Origin of the sequence: Propionivibrio soli (genome assembly GCF_025770765.1) — a bacterium.
GTDB classification, from domain to species: domain Bacteria; phylum Pseudomonadota; class Gammaproteobacteria; order Burkholderiales; family Rhodocyclaceae; genus Propionivibrio; species Propionivibrio soli.
The window spans coordinates 80,496-95,290 of the sequence record NZ_JANZKY010000004.1; the positions used below are offsets into that span (position 1 = coordinate 80,496).

Genomic DNA, 14,795 nt, shown 5'->3' on the forward strand with positions numbered 1-14,795 from the left:
AGCAGGAAATGCCAATATTCTGGCACTTTAGTCCATACGACGATAACGACCAGCAGCAAACTCCCGGGCATAGTTGTCTTGAAACAACACGACGGCGGCACGACAGGCATAAATCACCGCCGAAGCAGTTGCCAAATGTCCATGCTCGCCGTTTAATCAATCTCCATAAACCGCGCGGCACGGCTTCCACATCTGGAGCCAGCAACCGCGAAGCGGACAGAACGAAAACAACACGCGCAAAAATGGGGTAACGCTTGACGCTTTTGGCGCCGCTTTTAGGCGCCACTAAATCGGTTTAAGCGTTTAAAAATAATGGGATCGCCAAGTTGGAGTTCTCCGTTTATACAGTGGAATGACGGAAAGTTCTCCGTTATGACGCAAAACTTTCCCTTTTTTAGGACGGCCACTTCGCGTTGGGCGCCATAGCCTCAAGCCTCTGCAAGAGTTGCCGTCAAACTCGAATCTAGCGAATCGCTCTTGCAAACGTTCTCAACTTCACTCAACGAATTTCATAGGGAGCAAGTTGTGTTGTCTAGATTGCCGTATTTCTTTCTCGTCTTCTCGCTTGTTGGATGTGCAAGCTCGCCACTCCAACGTTCTAGCGTCGAAAGACTGCAAAGTGTCGAGATCGTCACGGTTTCAACGCCAGCGATAGAAGCGCCGAGTTTAATGCAGGCTGGAGTAAGTAGCGGTCAATTGGGGTTAATTCCCGCTCTAATCGTTGAGGATCAGCAAAAATTCACTTATTCACCGCCGCTGATTCAAGATCTTGGCGCGTTGCTGACCGACCGACTGCAGCAGAGCTTAGCGCAGATATGTTGGTGGCCGAAAATGACGGTACATCAAGACTCTGTCCCCGCAAACTACGTTTATCCTTCGGGCCACTGGCTCCGCGTAGCAATTGGGAAATATCAGATTGCGCCGTCTCCATTTAGAACGGTCTTTGCGGTGGCAAGAGTTTCTCTGGAGCGGCCCTATATGCAAGGCGAACCACTTTGGATAAAGCAAATAGCATTTAGCGGCATAGTTCATGGGGGAGAAAGGATCGATGTGGACAGACTTCCAGACGACCCGTCGCTGCTACGTCGAGAGATTGAACGTGCAGCTGACTGGTTGGCAAGAGAAATAGTTGCCGACATTCAATAGCTATGCAGAAAATCATAGAGCGCCGCCCAACCCATCATTCCACCGGACCCGCGCGAGAAGCCGCGCGGGCCGGTGAATTCAGACGTTATGCATTTACCAAGGAGAAGTCATGAGCATTGGCTTGTTTATTGATGGCGCTTACCTACTCAAAACGTTCCGAGAGCACATTGACTATGTGAAGCTCCGACAGCACATTGAATCGATACTCGACGATACCATCGACGAAGGCTATTTTTTCAATGCCGATACCGATCCCCCAAAGGCAGAAAAACTACACAACGCTCTAACTCTGCCACCGCCGCGCGGCCCAGGTTTACGGGTCAAAATCTACTGGCTACAGAAAAAGCAACTTTTCTGGCCCAAACAGCTTGGCGGCCAGCCAGTCGTTCACCCAGACAATCCCGAAATTCAGTTTGAACAAACAACTCAAAAAGCTGTAGATGTTGGGTTGGTCTATCACATGGTTCGCTCGTACCATAAACGGAAATGGACAAAGTTGGTTTTAATAGCCGGTGATGGGGATTTTCACGAACCAGTACAAAATCTTGTCGAGTCTGAGAACGTCGACCTTTACTTGGTCGGCTCAGTTCGAAACATCTCCGATGAACTTCGGCCTTACGCCCGCAGCATCTTCGAGATAGATCAAGAGCCATTACATTCTCAGCTTCGGTTATCTCGTCCTAATGCATAACACTACGCTCCAAGGGACGCTGCGCGATAGAGTCGCGCAGCGTCCCTGCGCTTCGACGTTGGGCGTCACTGAAATAGGTTGTTCCGCTTCCATGAATGAAAGGAGTCCAGATGTCTAGCTTGCAGGAGAAAGTGAAAGAGATTGCCGAGATCGCAGCGTCTGTTCCGGAGAATCTTCAAGTTACTTGCTTTGAACTCCTTCTACGGGACTACTTGGCTGCCGCTTCACCCAAAGAGCCACCCCCGCAAAAACAAACGACGGAGGCAGCAGCCATTGGAGCCGCCACGGAGAGCGGTAGCGAGGAAGCGAGCAGCGGTGCCGAAAGATCGGAACCGGTACAAGCGGATGTCACTCAAGCCGACCTACATGTCAAAGCACGTAAGTTCATGGAGAAGTATTCGATCTCGATCAGCGAACTCAACAACTTGTTCTACAAGGAGGGGGCCGCAATCATGCCTCTCTATGAAGACCTAAAGACAACTCGAATGTCAGAGGCTCAGATTCGAATTGCACTACTACAAGCCCTTCATCACGGATTAGGTGACGGAGAGTTTATTGCCCAGATCGAAGATATTCGTACGGAATGTCGTGACCGTAAGGTGCTAGACGGAACCAATTTCGCAGCAAACTTTAAGAACAACAAATCGCTTTTCGATTTCGATACCTACAGTAAAGACACCAAGTCGATTCGCCTATCTGAAGAAGGCAGGAAGGAGCTTGCCGACATCATCAAAGAGCTACAGTGAAGCAATGGAGACGAGTCTGAATTCGCTCCTTGAGGACCTAAAGAGATTTCGCAAGGTTCTGAAGGCTGAAACCGTTCCTCAAGTTGGGAAGAAGATACTTCGCAATAAGGCCAACGAACTAGGTTCCGCTTGGCATCGCGACTTCAGCCCAAAGCTGAAAAGTGCCGTTCCAGACGAGGTCTGCGCTCGCTATGACGAGGGGTTTACGCGGCTCATCAAACTTAGCTCCCCGAATAATCTTCGCTCGAGCTACCTCGACGCCCTCAATGACCTAATTTCAAAGTTCCGCGACGAACTCGTCATCCCAGCGAAGCAGGGACTTCTTGCCACTGCATCTCCCAGCGCGTTTGATAGTTTTTTCGCCTCGTTAGCGGGCACCGAAGAGAGTGGCTACCTTCAGGAAGCAGTTGCATGTGCTCGGGCTGCGCATTTTCGTGCCGCAGCGGTGCTTGGTTGGAGTGCCGCAATTGACCGAATTCATCGCAAACTGGAAGGTCTAGGCTTTCAACAATTTAATGTCTCCTCTGCCCGAATGGCCGGCCAACAGTCGGGCCGATACAAGAAGTTCAATCAGGTTCAAAACGTCAATAGCATTGGCGAAATACGCGAAGTCTTCGACACCATTGTTCTATGGGTCATCGAAGGCATGGGGTTGATTGATTCGAATCAGCACACCCGTCTTAGAAGTTGCTTCGATATGCGCTGTCAGAGCGCTCATCCTGGCGAGGCTCCGATAACATCATTCAATTTGCTGTCCTTCTTCTCTGATCTCGACCAAATTATCTTTAGCAATCCGAAATTCAAGCTTTAGCGTGACGCACAACCCATCATTCCACCGGACCTGTCGCGGCAAGCCGCGCCAGGCCGGTGAATTCAGACGTTGCCGGTAGTCAAACATGCGCTTTTTCAAATCAATTTTTAATGCCCTCAGTCTCCTCGTACTGCTTGCTGGCTGTGATCAGCAAGCAATGCTCGAAAAGTTCATCCCGAAAGAGGAGTCGGCGATCGCGAAACAAGTTCTCTCTCAACTCGCCACGAAGAACTATGCCGACGTAGAGAAACAACTAGACCCCAGCATCAGGAATGCGTCTGCTCGAGCCGCGCTTGAACAAATGGCTGCCCTGTTTCCACCTGCCGAGCCGAAGAGCGTTACCACGGTCGGCGCGAACACACATACCGCCAGTGACGTCACCACCTATAACTTGACGTTTGAACACGAGTTTTCAAACTTATGGTTACTCACCAATGTTGTTCTTCAGAGACGTGACGCTCAGGTAACGATTCTCGGATTGCACGTAAAGCCAATGAAGCAGTCACTCAAAGAATTGAATCGGTTTACTTTTGAAGGAAAGGGCATACGTCACTACCTTGTTTTCGCCCTTGCAATCACTGTCCCTCTCTTTATCGTTTTTTCCCTTATTCTTTGCTTCAAAACGCCCGTCGAAAATCGTAAATGGCTATGGTTGCTTTTCATTGCGCTTGGGTTCGTTCAGCTTTCACTCAATTGGACGGATGGGAGCTACGGTGTTCAACTAATAAGCTTTGTTCTGCTTGGGGCTGGAATTTTCAGTGCCGGGCCATATGCACCGACGGTCATTAGCATTGCTTTTCCACTCGGCGCTGTCATTTTCCTATTCAAGCGTCGTTCATTGATGGTAGGGAACACCGCGTAATCGACCATTCCAGCGGATCAACCACATCGACTGCAGAACTCAGCCTTTGGAAGCCAATTTGCCGTGAGCGGGCGTAAACCGGCTCAAATTTCCAATAACATAATCGAGGGTATAGTTTAATGAAAATCGTTTCCGTATTTGCTCTTACAGCTGCTCTCCTAATCTCGGGATGTGCATCCGTAGATATGGCCACAAAAGCAGAATCAGCAAAAGCGAAAGAGTTCAACCCACCTAGCGACGGCAAAGCGGGGGTTTATGTATATCGAGACAGCTTCGTCGGGAAAGCGCTCAAGAAAGACGTTTGGGTTGACGGAGTGTGCATCGGTGAGACTGCACCAGATGTATTTTTCTATACAGAGGTTGCGGGAGGTAAAAACCACAAACTCGATACCGAATCTGAGTTTTCGCCAAATACCCTAGAGCTGATGTTTGAAACAGGGAAGAACTATTTCATTCGGCAGTTCATTAAGTTGGGCGTCTTTGTTGGTGGCGCGGGACTAGAACAGGTCCCTGAAGACGAAGGAAAAGTTGCTGTCGCCAAGCTCGAAATGGCAAAACCAGGTAGTTGCAGTGGGGCTCGGTAACCGCGAGTTCTGCCAAACCTCTGCCTCTGCCAATCCTCTGCCAATCAAGCGGTCGAAACGCGCAGCCTAAAAAAGCTGCGCTTTTTGACCCTTAACACCCCTTCCTCTACCAAGCCGCTCACATGGTCCCTGTTGAAACCATATCCAGACCGGGCTCTCGTTATCTGAGTTTAAAACTTGTACCTGAATGCCATTTTCGAATCAAACCGAGCCAAAGGGGTTCAAACAGATGACAGATATGCTCGTCAAGCTATACGACTTCACAAACACGAGCAAAAAGGAAGAAGTCGAAAGGAATGGAGTCTTCGTCAAACGCGCGATGGCGCTTGATCGGCACCTGATCACCGATTTCGTTCATGACCAATTCAGCCGTACCAACGCTGGATGGGTTGGAGAGTGCGAGCTTGCCCTATCGCAACAACCGACCACTTGCTATATCGCCGTTCATGACAAAAAGATCGTCGGCTTCTGCTGCTGGGATGGCACGGCCAAAGGGATGCTTGGCCCTTTGGGGGTAAGTGAAAAATGGCGAGGCCGGGGTATTGCGCGAGAGCTTGTTCTATCCTGCTTGCTGTCGATGCGAGAGGCCGGGTATGCCTATGCGGTGATCGGCTGGGTGAGCTCCGAGGAGTTTTACTCAAAGCTATGCGGGGCAATCGCAATTCCAGATTCGCATCCAGGCGTCTATTCCAGGCTTTCAAGCATTTGACCTGATTGGTCACCCCGCTTTTCAGCGAAAGGTAAGAAGTAACTCTTCCCTCTTTTTGCGCCGAGTTCTTCATCGGGATTCTTAGCAACAGTCGATCACATCTGCGCGTTCCAACTTCCTGAGCAAGCGGAAGATCGATTCGCCATACGAACGTCCTGGAACAGCAATTCCGTGTCCATCTATGCCGTTGGCTTGCGCCATTTACTCATTCACGGCAGTATGACGACCGCAATTTGATCGTGGTTACGTTAGTGAACAACCCGTCGAGTGTCGAAAAGGAATCAAATGCCAGACTGTACGTTTGAACTGAACGGTAAGCCAATGAGCGCTCTGCAGTGCGGTGCGTCGTCATTTCCAGCGTTTTCAGGGCTCGGTGGGCAAGCCAACCGGCGCGAATACGCGTGCCATGCGAGCGCAGGCCCCATCCCTCCGGGAACCTACTACATCGTTGACCGGCAATCCGGCGGGCTTCTTGGCCCTCTTCGCGATATGTTCAACGACCGCAGAGAGTGGTTCGCGCTCTATGCAATCGACGACAAGATCGACGACACCACGTACTGCAACAAGATCAAGCGGGGCAGTTTCCGGTTGCACCCCAAAGGCCCACTCGGTATCAGCGAAGGTTGTATAACGATCGAGTCACAGAGTGATTTTCAACGCTTGCGGGCTCTCTTGAAGGGTTCTGCTCAAATTGCCATCCCTGGCACGACTTTGAAGGCTTACGGCAAGGTTCTCGTTAAATGAAGCGCAGTGCTCAAGCCGTCGTCGTTGTCCTGTGGATCGCCCTCGCCTCGATGCTTCTCACCCGGCTTTGGCTTATCCACCCGGAGTTGTTTCCCACGTTTCCCAAACCCGTCGCGGAATACCTCGCCGCGCTGTATGGGGCTCAGAATGCGGAAGATGTTGCCGATCTGGAGATATTGGTCGGCTTGTCGATAAGCGCACTCGTTGTCTCGGCGTTGACGTTCCTGTCACTGACAATCTGGCGTAAGAAGCGCTGAGAAACCAGGCGCAGCCGCGCTCATGGCTCGCCCGTTTGACCAAAGAAACACTTCCGATAAGATGGTTATCACAATTCCAATTCGCCGATAACCATCCATGACTAATAGCAGACTGCAAACAATTTTATCGGTGGCCCTGACTCTCGCCGTCGCGGGCTGCGCCAGCGTTCCCGAGTACCACTCCATTTCGCGCACCGATTTCAAAGGCGTGCCGTTTACCGTCGAGGGTATGTTCCTCGATGGCTACCTGGTCGACGGCAAGGTGACCTACGGCACGTCCGGGCCGGATTCCCACGTATGGCAAGGGAAGAGGAACGGCGGGGTGTTGAACGGCACGCTGGTTCGCGGTGACGGCCGGCGCTTTGAGGGGCTCATCCAGCCGGACGAGCATGACAGCGCGAACTTGCAATACATCAGCGGACGCGACACGCGGCTAGATGGTTGCGTGCATGAAGGGAGTTTCAAGAATCAGGAACTCTCCGGCCCCGGCAAGATCACGTGTCCCGACCGTACGCTGCAGGGCACCTTTCAGAACGGCAAGCTGCACGGCAAGGGATCGATCACGTGGGCCAACGGAGACAAGATCGAGAATGCCAATTTTGACAACGGCAAGTTCAGCAACAGCCGGCACACGCTTCAGTACGCCGACGGCCGAAAACTGAGCGAGTACTACGACTACGACGGGACACGGTCGGGACTAGCCACGCTCGACTATCCCAACGGCGACAAAGACGAATTGTTGTACTGGAAGGACGTGCTCCTCGAACAACTACCCGTCGTAAGACAAGCCGGCTCGCTGCCGCCCTGCGCCGCCTTGCCGGCAGACTGGCAACTCCTGAAAGGTAGCTGTGCCGGTGGCAAGCCTACCGGCGAGGTCGAGCTTTGGCACAAGTCGGGCCGTCGCATATCCGCGACCTTCAAGGACGGACAGCCGACGGGTAACTCGACTCTCGCCTGGATGGACAAGAGCGATCCTCCATTGGTCGTCGCCCGCTCTCTGTCCGGAAAAATGGATGCACAACTACGGTTCAGCCAGGGCTTCAAGCGGGAGGCGGGCCTCAATGCCGACGGGAAGGGCCGCTCCTGGTACTGGGACTGGGAGGGCCCCTTCGTCAATAACCTGCCCCACGGCGACGGCCGATGCGCCTATCAGGGCAAAGCGGAGCCCTGCAATATGGCGCAGGGGGCGCGCGTCGATGCCGTGCACCAACAACGCCAGAGAGAAGCCGCCGTGCGCAGCGCACAGGCGATCGCCCACCTTGACTACTTGCAGCAGCGGGAGGACGAGGCAAGAGCACGCAGAGCCGCCGACAGGGAACGCGAACGCGCCGCCGCTTACGAGCGTCAAAATCAGGCCGCCGAAGACATGCGTCGAGCGGCAAGTCGCAGTCCGGGTGTTTTCTCGCCGGAAGCTTCGGCAAAGACAGCGCGCGAATACCAGGCAATCGCAGAGAGCAATGCGCGGATGCACGCGCAAATCCAGGCTGCCAAGCAACAGCTTGCCCGCGAATCAGCGGATCAACGGCGCGTAACGAATGAAGAAGGCGCGCACCAGGGGCGAGAGTCGCAACCGCGGAGCGAAGTCGGGCGACAAGTGTCCGAGCGTATCGGCTCCGACCCGGCCCAGAACCCGGCGCGTCCTCGCGAGCAGGCTGCGCGAGAGGAAGCCGCGCGCTCCAGCAGCCCGGTTGCGCCGCCAGCGGCCAAGCCCGTCGTCACCGTTCCGGAAGCTGTCGCCGTTTGCCATCGCAACACGCAAGACTATTGGTTCTGCGACGGTCCGGTGCAGAAGACCTCAGTCGGCGACAAGGGCGATGCGGGCCTACGAAGTCAATTGTCGCTGTCCGGTTGCGCCAATCCGCGCAGCGACCGCCCCAGCCCTGACGGCCAAGGCAAACTTTTCCTGTGCGGAACAGGCCTCAAGGTCGGCGCACGCGACGTCCCGAAGCTGCGCGGGTTTACCACGGAGAGGCAGACCTATCGCTGTGAGAGTGGGAACTGCAGCGCGTTGTCGGACTCGCGCGAAGTTGCCCAATAGCCATCGTCTCGGCCATTCGTTTCTTTCCGAAGGGCGGGCCCGGCCGGTTTATCTGACGTCAACCGAGCCGGGTCGGTCCTAAGCATGCGCCTTGGCGTGGCTGTTTTCCCGGCACGGTGGGCTCCCGGCGATTACCAACATAGGCCTCGTGCGGCGAGACGGTCCTGTGTTGCCCCAGCAAAAAACGAATACTACAAATCGATCTATCGGAAAAAAGCAACAACTCTCACACCACGGATCCGCAATATGAAACAATATCCAAGCTTCATAACACAACGGGAAATACCGTGGCCTCCGATTTCTACAAATACTTCAGCGAAAACATGGAAGCACTGGGGTTACCAGCCCCCGAAACGCTTTATGGAAATCTGCAACTTGCGTTGGCAAACGTAACCGCCATGGCGAAGTACGTGGATCAATTTGGTACCAAGGTCACCGTGATGGAAATGGCTAGAGCGGGATCTCGCCTTGAACGACTTGCCACAGTCGGCGCTGTATCGGCAGCCTTCTATGTGGGGGCAGTAATAGGAAGTATTGCCATCGCTACGGGACGCTCACTGGCGGGAGGAACCACAATATCCGACGCTCTTTCTTTGGCGGCAAATAACAACATCGGCAAACCGTGGGTGCGTACTGCGTTGGTGAGGTACCCGGGGATTCTCGATAGCAAGGTCGCACATCGCGCAACGTACCGCTTTATGGCAGCGGTATGAAAGACGGAGCACTATTACTGGTTGTTGGAATTCTCGCCTCAGTATTCGCGTGGGGACTCTGGCACTATTCGGGTGAGTACGGCGCGCTGGTTGTCATGGCGATCAGCGTGATATCGCTGCTTGTCGATAACCGGCGCCTCCGCAAAGCCCTCCGCCAAGCGAATCGAACCGACGGCCGGGAGCGTTAGCCGATAGGCAGTCGCAATTCTTGTTGCTTGGGCAATCCCCGGCGCATCACGGCTTCCACGCTTCAAACGCCGCGCCATAATCGGTGTTCGTTCCGGAATGCGCGGTGGCAATCCTCGTAATACCTTGCAGTCGAGCGAGTTTGGAGATCGATTCGCGCTGGAGCGCGGTGTCCATGTTGAAGCGTTCGTTGAACGGGGTTACGTGGTCGTTCTCCAAGGCCAACGTATCGCCGGTGAACAGCGTTTTTCCGTTGAAAAGGTAGGCCGTCGAGCCCGGTTTTGACGTTCCTGGCATGCGCCTTCTGGCGTAATGAGCCCAAAAAAAGCTGGACATCGCCTCTAAGGCGCACCCGCGGCGGACTGAAAAATTGGGCAACACAAATCGAGTTGCCCCCCTTATCGTTGCCCGCGGGCTGTTCTGGCAAATGAGATTGCGCCTCCTGCCCACCCGGCTCATCATGTCAAACGCATTATTTCTGCAGCTTTCAATAGAAGGAGACCCGCTATGCCTTTCCGGCAGTCACTCATTTCGATAATCAGGAACATCCCCATTTGGGTACCTCTTTTTTGGTGCCCTCTTGCGCTTGCCGCTCCACCGGACTTGTTTCTCAGCCACCTTACTGGGCACATCTATGTGGCGGAAGACGACTACTACTCAAAAGAAAACTCGGTGGTTTACGTTGGTGAAAAATCGGTAACCGTCGTCGGTGCCACATGGACGCCTGAAACGGCAGAACTTCTCGCAAAGAGAATCAGGGAAATATCCGACAAGCCGATCGGCGAAGTCATCAACACGAATTACCATCCTGACCGTGCGGGCGGCAATGCTTACTGGAAGAGCATCGGCGCGCAGATCATTTCAACGCAGATGACATACGACCTTCTCAAGAGCGATTGGGTCAAGGTCGTCGATTGGACGCGCAGCGGCATTCCCAGCTACCCCAACGTGCCGTTGGTTCTTCCCACAAAAACGTATCCGGGCGACTTCGACCTCCAAGGTGGCCGAGTCAGAGCTCTTTACCTTGGTCAATCCCACACTCCCGATGGCATTTTTGTGTACTTTCCAGAGGAAAAGGTTCTCTATGGCGGCTGCATTCTGAAAGAACAGCTCGGCAACCTCTCCTTTGCCAACGTACCGGACTATTCCAAAACGCTGCAGAAGCTCAAAGGCCTCAACCTTGAGATCGGAACCGTAGTTGCCGGGCATTGGTCCTCCGTGCACGGAGCGAACCTCATAGACCAGTACTTGGAACTGCTACAGAACAATCCCGCGCAGGAGCCGCAAACCAAAGGGGCGGTGGCTCAATCAAAACCGGCTGTGAACGACACGAAGGCAGGCCGCTGACCTTTGCATCAAAAATGCCGCGCAAGGTATCGGGCTCAATTGAATACAACACGAAAACGAGAACGTCGAATCGCCCCTGCGCGGCCCTGTTGGTTTTCTTTACACCTCCGACTGACAAGAAGTTTTCAAGCGCAGAAAAGTTGCTAGAAATTGTTATAACTTATTGATTTTATAACACATCAGGCCAATTCCGGCTGCTCGGCAAGCCTCTTGCTTTGCCTAAATGTCTACCAAGAGACACCCATTTCAGAAACCTATTTGGGAGGCAAAATGAGTTCAATACTTGGAAAATCGTTGCGCCCATTGTTGGTAGCCGCGCTCTTGGGAAGCGCGTCTTTAAGCCATGGCGCCGTCATTACGTTCGACACACTGGTCTCGGGAGCAACGAGCTTTGCTTACGATGGCGATGGTGACGCTGTAACCGACGTTCTGTTCAGCACGACAGATCCCTTTGGTTTCAACACGGTCGGACCGGGCACCAATATGTCGTATATCCACGAGCCGGGGATTGAAGGCACAACGGGGTTAGCACCGGATTTGAAGGTTAATTTCTTCAACGGCGCAATTGGCTCGCTTGGCTTTGGTTTTGCCATGAGTACCGGTTCCGGCGGCCCACCTGTTTCTGTCACCTTCTCGATCTACGACGCGCTGAACCATCTCCTTGCGTCGATAACCACAAGTGCCGATTTCACCGATCCACCCGGCCCAAGCACCGAGAGCAGTTTCCCGGAAGGACTGGTCAATCTCACATTTGCGGGCGTAGCGAGCTATGCCACGTTTGACTTCGACTCCACCCTCGCCAGTCGATACATCATCGACGACTTTACGGGCACCTTCGGTTCAACCGAACGTGGCGTGCCGGAACCGGCCACCCTGGCGCTGTTGGGAATAGCGCTGGCTGGACTCGCGAGCTCGCGTCGGCGTCAAAAGTAGAAGAACCTGCAACAGCAAAAGGAAAGGCGGCCCAAGTGGCCGCCTTTTGTTTTTTGAGTTCCTGATCAGAACTCAGGTCGGCGTTCTCCTAACTCGACCCACTGGCTCCTGCAACGAACGGCGTGCGTCGTCACCACTCACCGGACGAGCAGAAGAATACGTCTTGTGCCGAATGCTTCTTTGGGCCAATCAGGCGGCAAGCAACACGCGGGGCGAAACCCGCTCAAGGTGCCCATCCTTTAAACGCTGTGCTGTAGTCGGTGCTCGTTCCGTAATGCGCGGTGGCTATCCTCGTAATGCCTTGCAGTCGCGCGAGCTTGGAGAGCGATTCGCGCTGGAGCGCGGTGTCGAGGTTGAAGCGTTCGTTGAACGGGGTTACGTGGTCGTTCTCCAGTGCCAGCGTGTCGCCGGTGAAGAGCGTTTTTCCGTTGAAAAGGTAGGCCGTCGAGCCCGGTGTATGGCCGGGGACGATGAGCGCCTGGATGGTGGAGTTGCCGAGCTGCAGGTGCTCGCCATCGTCGAAGGGCGTCGGCGCTACGGGGAAGCCGGCTTTTTCTTTATCACCGAGCTTGGCGAGTTCGGGGCGTGCGATATGAATACGGGCATTCTTGAATAGCACCAACGCGCCGATGTGGTCGTAGTGGGCGTGGGTGAGAAAGATGTGTTCGACGGCGGCCGGGTCGATATTCGCTTGCCGAAGCTCGCGGCCCACCGATTCGGCGCTTACGCCGGCATCGATCAATGCGAGATGATTCCCATCCCGCAGAACGTACATGTTCACGAAGTCATCGCGGATCGCTTCGATGCCGTCGCCGACCGGGCCGGTTGGTAGCGGCCGGAATTTGGCGTACTCGGCGCGTTCCTGCTGGGCTTTTATCAACGAGAATCCCCCAAAGCCGAGGGCCACGATGGCGAGTGCGGCGACGGCGAGAAGGACGTGTTTTTTTGCTGGCTTCATTTGCTTCTTGTTCTCCCTTACTGATTGTCTTGCATCCGCCAGCCGCTGCACGGCTGGCAGACGCCCTACTTTCCGATGATTTCGCCCGGCGTTCTCCCGAACAACGCGCGAAAGGCGGCAATATACGACGATGGCGTGTCGTATCCATAGTCGAGCGCTACCCGCGTGACTGCGTGCCCCGCTTCAAGCCCCGCGAGCGAGAGCATGAGGCGCAGCCGCTGGCGCCAGAGGCGGAACGGCAGGCCCGTCTCCTGGCGGAACAGGCGAGCGAGGTTGCGCTCCGACGTACCGAGTTCGGCCGCCCATTGAGCTAACGTTTGAGAGTCGCCCGGGTTGTCCTGGATGCTCGCCTGCACGCGGCGGAGCCGTTCGTCCTGCGGCAGCGCCAGCGAAAATGCGGCTTCCGGCAGAGCGATCAATTGATCCACGAGCACCTGTACCAGCCGCGCTTCGGGGCCGTCGAGCGGGTAGTCGGCGGGGAATGAGGAGGCGGCATGGATCAGCTCGCGCACCAGTCGCGTCATTTCGAGCACACGGCATCGCCCGGAAGGCCAAGGAAACAGCGCAGGTTCAAGATAGAAACTGCGCATTTCGGCTTCGCCAAGATTGAGCAGCTGATGCTCCATCTGTGCGGGAATCCACACGGCGCAGTGGGGCAGCGCCACGTAGTTGCCAAGCGGCGTGCGGATGTCGAGGACGCCTTCGCTCGCGTAACAGAGCTGGCCCCATGCATGCCGGTGCGGTGAGCTGAACGAGCCGGCCGCCAGCGCTTCGGTGCGCGGGTAGAGCGGCCGGGGCAACGTTGCGAGTTGAGGTACCGCGCGCTGGCGGCGCAGTGTAGTACCGCTGGTTCCGCTGACGCCGCGAGCATTGCGGGCATCGCGGTGGCGTTGGGTTTGGGAAGGCATGTCCGATTGGCAATATAAGCTGGCCGATTGCCGCTAGCCGGCAACCGCTACCGGCTATATAGTCCAGACGTACGTTTCAGGCAAGCCCTGCACCGCCCGGGCATGCCGCAGCCCCCGCCTTTCACACACGCTGCCACCGATGTTCGCCACCATCACCAAACACCTTCGCCGCCTGGCGCGCGACTGGTTTCTTATCGGCATGCTGAGCGCCGTCGTGCTCGCTTCGCTGTTTCCCGACGCCGGACGTAGCGGCGGCTGGCTGCATATGGAGAATCTCGTCGATATCGGCGTCGGGCTGGTTTTCTTTTTACACGGCCTCACGATCTCGACCTCGAGCTTCAAGGCCGGATTGATGCGTTGGCCGGTCCACATGGTGGTTCAAGTGCTGACCTTCGCGATCTTTCCCCTCCTCTTCTTTCCGTTCAGCAAGGCGTTCGCACCCATCGTGCCACCGGCACTGATGCTCGGTTTCCTGTATCTGTGCGTGTTGCCGTCGACGATCACGTCCTCGGTGGCCATGACCGGCATGGCACGCGGCAACGTACCAGCGGCCATTTTCAATGCCACCTTGTCGAGCCTGCTCGGCATCGCGCTAACGCCGCTGCTGGTGGGCCTGCTTGCCGGTGCGCAGCCCGGCCAGCCGCCGCTTTTCGATACGATCGTCAGCATCGCGCGCGTGCTCTTGCTGCCGCTGCTCGTCGGCCAGTTGGCGCGCCCCCTGCTCTTCAGATGGTTCAACCGCTACAAGGCGGTGACGGGCAAGCTCGACAAGTTCGTCATCCTGATGCTCGTCTTCGCTGCTTTCTGCGACTCGGTTGCCGCCGGGCTGTGGCGCGACCATGGGCGCAGCATCATCTTCGTCACGCTCTTCGGCGCGGCTGTCCTGCTCGCCGTGGTCCTCACGCTGTCGACGTGGCTCGCGCGGCGCCTGGGTTTTGCCAAGGAAGACGAGATCACGATCGTTTTCTGCGGCTCGAAGAAAACGCTCGCCTCGGGCGTGCCGATGGCGGCGCTGCTGTTTGGGTCCCATCCCTCGCTGGGGCTGATCGTCCTGCCGATCATGTTCTATCACCAGCTTCAACTCTTCGTCTGCTCGATGCTCGCCGAGCGCTACGCGCGGCGAGCCTGAGCAGCGATGCGGAAGGCGCCGACGGTGCTCTTC

At 55.5% G+C, this 14,795-nt stretch carries 18 protein-coding genes; 15 read left to right on the forward strand and 3 right to left on the reverse strand.

Going from position 1 to position 14,795, the window contains the following annotated elements; translation table 11 throughout:
• Positions 1–477: 477 nt before the first annotated feature.
• The 12 genes from NZ453_RS05590 to NZ453_RS05645 all read left to right on the forward strand — a co-directional run bounded on the left by NZ453_RS05590 (position 478) and on the right by NZ453_RS05645 (position 9,489).
• Positions 478–1,146 (forward strand): hypothetical protein, encoded by a 669-nt coding sequence (locus NZ453_RS05590; RefSeq protein WP_263769453.1) that lies wholly within the window; start codon positions 478–480, stop codon positions 1,144–1,146.
• Positions 1,147–1,255: 109 nt separating this feature from the next.
• Entirely contained in the window at positions 1,256–1,837 is a 582-nt protein-coding gene (locus NZ453_RS05595; protein ID WP_263769454.1) for an NYN domain-containing protein, read from the forward strand.
• A 110-nt stretch (positions 1,838–1,947) separates the two neighbouring features.
• Positions 1,948–2,583: a hypothetical protein gene (locus tag NZ453_RS05600; RefSeq protein WP_263769455.1), complete on the forward strand. Its 636-nt coding sequence runs from the start codon at positions 1,948–1,950 to the stop codon at positions 2,581–2,583.
• Positions 2,555–3,394, forward strand: a complete 840-nt coding sequence (locus NZ453_RS05605) for a hypothetical protein (protein WP_263769456.1) — start codon at positions 2,555–2,557, stop codon at positions 3,392–3,394. Before NZ453_RS05600 ends, NZ453_RS05605 begins: the two co-directional genes overlap by 29 nt.
• An 85-nt stretch (positions 3,395–3,479) precedes the next feature.
• Positions 3,480–4,256, forward strand: a complete 777-nt coding sequence (locus NZ453_RS05610) for a hypothetical protein (protein ID WP_263769457.1) — start codon at positions 3,480–3,482, stop codon at positions 4,254–4,256.
• A gap of 119 nt (positions 4,257–4,375) precedes the next feature.
• Positions 4,376–4,840 carry a DUF2846 domain-containing protein gene (locus NZ453_RS05615; protein ID WP_263769459.1) on the forward strand — a complete coding sequence of 155 codons (465 nt, stop codon included), beginning with the start codon at positions 4,376–4,378 and terminating at the stop codon, positions 4,838–4,840.
• Positions 4,841–5,069: 229 nt separating this feature from the next.
• The gene (locus tag NZ453_RS05620; RefSeq protein ID WP_263769460.1) at positions 5,070–5,549 is read left to right on the forward strand and encodes a GNAT family N-acetyltransferase; all 480 of its coding nucleotides are present in this window, start codon (positions 5,070–5,072) and stop codon (positions 5,547–5,549) included.
• Positions 5,550–5,870: 321 nt separating this feature from the next.
• Positions 5,871–6,293, forward strand: coding sequence for a DUF2778 domain-containing protein (locus tag NZ453_RS05625; RefSeq protein WP_263769461.1), 423 nt, complete (start codon positions 5,871–5,873; stop codon positions 6,291–6,293).
• Complete coding sequence (locus NZ453_RS05630) at positions 6,290–6,550, forward strand: hypothetical protein (RefSeq protein WP_263769462.1); 261 nt, start codon at positions 6,290–6,292, stop codon at positions 6,548–6,550. The genes NZ453_RS05625 and NZ453_RS05630 overlap by 4 nt, the downstream gene beginning before the upstream one ends.
• Before the next feature lie 97 nt (positions 6,551–6,647).
• On the forward strand, positions 6,648–8,588 hold the full coding sequence (locus tag NZ453_RS05635; RefSeq protein WP_263769463.1) for an MORN repeat-containing protein: 1,941 nt from the start codon (positions 6,648–6,650) through the stop codon (positions 8,586–8,588).
• Between the two features lie 287 nt (positions 8,589–8,875).
• On the forward strand, positions 8,876–9,301 hold the full coding sequence (locus NZ453_RS05640) for a hypothetical protein (protein ID WP_263769464.1): 426 nt from the start codon (positions 8,876–8,878) through the stop codon (positions 9,299–9,301).
• Positions 9,298–9,489, forward strand: coding sequence for a hypothetical protein (locus tag NZ453_RS05645; protein ID WP_263769465.1), 192 nt, complete (start codon positions 9,298–9,300; stop codon positions 9,487–9,489). The genes NZ453_RS05640 and NZ453_RS05645 overlap by 4 nt, the downstream gene beginning before the upstream one ends.
• A gap of 46 nt (positions 9,490–9,535) precedes the next feature.
• Here NZ453_RS05645 and NZ453_RS05650 read toward each other — a convergent pair whose 3' ends face one another.
• On the reverse strand, positions 9,536–9,784 hold the full coding sequence (locus NZ453_RS05650; RefSeq protein WP_263769466.1) for an MBL fold metallo-hydrolase: 249 nt from the start codon (positions 9,782–9,784) through the stop codon (positions 9,536–9,538).
• Positions 9,785–9,994: 210 nt separating this feature from the next.
• Between NZ453_RS05650 and bla the strand changes: the two genes are divergently transcribed.
• Positions 9,995–10,834, forward strand: a complete 840-nt coding sequence (gene bla, locus NZ453_RS05655; protein ID WP_263769468.1) for a subclass B2 metallo-beta-lactamase — start codon at positions 9,995–9,997, stop codon at positions 10,832–10,834.
• 270 nt (positions 10,835–11,104) lie between these two features.
• Positions 11,105–11,767: a PEP-CTERM sorting domain-containing protein gene (locus NZ453_RS05660; protein WP_263769469.1), complete on the forward strand. Its 663-nt coding sequence runs from the start codon at positions 11,105–11,107 to the stop codon at positions 11,765–11,767.
• Positions 11,768–11,990: 223 nt separating this feature from the next.
• Here the strand turns inward: NZ453_RS05660 and NZ453_RS05665 are convergent, their stop codons facing one another.
• Both NZ453_RS05665 and NZ453_RS05670 read right to left on the reverse strand, forming a co-directional pair.
• Positions 11,991–12,725 carry an MBL fold metallo-hydrolase gene (locus tag NZ453_RS05665; protein WP_263769470.1) on the reverse strand — a complete coding sequence of 245 codons (735 nt, stop codon included), beginning with the start codon at positions 12,723–12,725 and terminating at the stop codon, positions 11,991–11,993.
• Positions 12,726–12,790: 65 nt separating this feature from the next.
• The gene (locus NZ453_RS05670; protein WP_263769471.1) at positions 12,791–13,633 is read right to left on the reverse strand and encodes an AraC family transcriptional regulator; all 843 of its coding nucleotides are present in this window, start codon (positions 13,631–13,633) and stop codon (positions 12,791–12,793) included.
• Between the two features lie 139 nt (positions 13,634–13,772).
• Here NZ453_RS05670 and NZ453_RS05675 point away from each other — a divergent pair, with 139 nt between their 5' ends.
• Positions 13,773–14,762, forward strand: coding sequence for a bile acid:sodium symporter family protein (locus NZ453_RS05675; RefSeq protein ID WP_263769472.1), 990 nt, complete (start codon positions 13,773–13,775; stop codon positions 14,760–14,762).
• The last annotated feature ends 33 nt before the right edge of the window (positions 14,763–14,795 follow it).

What these genes read in the sequence shown, in the direction of transcription:
- NZ453_RS05615 (WP_263769459.1), top strand. Translation starts at nt 4,376, where the DNA reads ATGAAAATCGTTTCCGTATTTGCTCTTACAGCTGCTCTCCTAATCTCG.
- NZ453_RS05675 (WP_263769472.1), top strand. Translation starts at nt 13,773, where the DNA reads ATGTTCGCCACCATCACCAAACACCTTCGCCGCCTGGCGCGCGACTGG.
- NZ453_RS05645 (WP_263769465.1), top strand. Translation starts at nt 9,298, where the DNA reads ATGAAAGACGGAGCACTATTACTGGTTGTTGGAATTCTCGCCTCAGTA.
- NZ453_RS05600 (WP_263769455.1), top strand. Translation starts at nt 1,948, where the DNA reads ATGTCTAGCTTGCAGGAGAAAGTGAAAGAGATTGCCGAGATCGCAGCG.
- NZ453_RS05670 (WP_263769471.1), bottom strand. Translation starts at nt 13,633, where the DNA reads ATGCCTTCCCAAACCCAACGCCACCGCGATGCCCGCAATGCTCGCGGC.
- NZ453_RS05665 (WP_263769470.1), bottom strand. Translation starts at nt 12,725, where the DNA reads ATGAAGCCAGCAAAAAAACACGTCCTTCTCGCCGTCGCCGCACTCGCC.
- NZ453_RS05625 (WP_263769461.1), top strand. Translation starts at nt 5,871, where the DNA reads ATGAGCGCTCTGCAGTGCGGTGCGTCGTCATTTCCAGCGTTTTCAGGG.
- NZ453_RS05635 (WP_263769463.1), top strand. Translation starts at nt 6,648, where the DNA reads ATGACTAATAGCAGACTGCAAACAATTTTATCGGTGGCCCTGACTCTC.
- NZ453_RS05595 (WP_263769454.1), top strand. Translation starts at nt 1,256, where the DNA reads ATGAGCATTGGCTTGTTTATTGATGGCGCTTACCTACTCAAAACGTTC.
- bla (WP_263769468.1), top strand. Translation starts at nt 9,995, where the DNA reads ATGCCTTTCCGGCAGTCACTCATTTCGATAATCAGGAACATCCCCATT.
- NZ453_RS05610 (WP_263769457.1), top strand. Translation starts at nt 3,480, where the DNA reads ATGCGCTTTTTCAAATCAATTTTTAATGCCCTCAGTCTCCTCGTACTG.
- NZ453_RS05660 (WP_263769469.1), top strand. Translation starts at nt 11,105, where the DNA reads ATGAGTTCAATACTTGGAAAATCGTTGCGCCCATTGTTGGTAGCCGCG.
- NZ453_RS05650 (WP_263769466.1), bottom strand. Translation starts at nt 9,784, where the DNA reads ATGCCAGGAACGTCAAAACCGGGCTCGACGGCCTACCTTTTCAACGGA.
- NZ453_RS05630 (WP_263769462.1), top strand. Translation starts at nt 6,290, where the DNA reads ATGAAGCGCAGTGCTCAAGCCGTCGTCGTTGTCCTGTGGATCGCCCTC.
- NZ453_RS05620 (WP_263769460.1), top strand. Translation starts at nt 5,070, where the DNA reads ATGACAGATATGCTCGTCAAGCTATACGACTTCACAAACACGAGCAAA.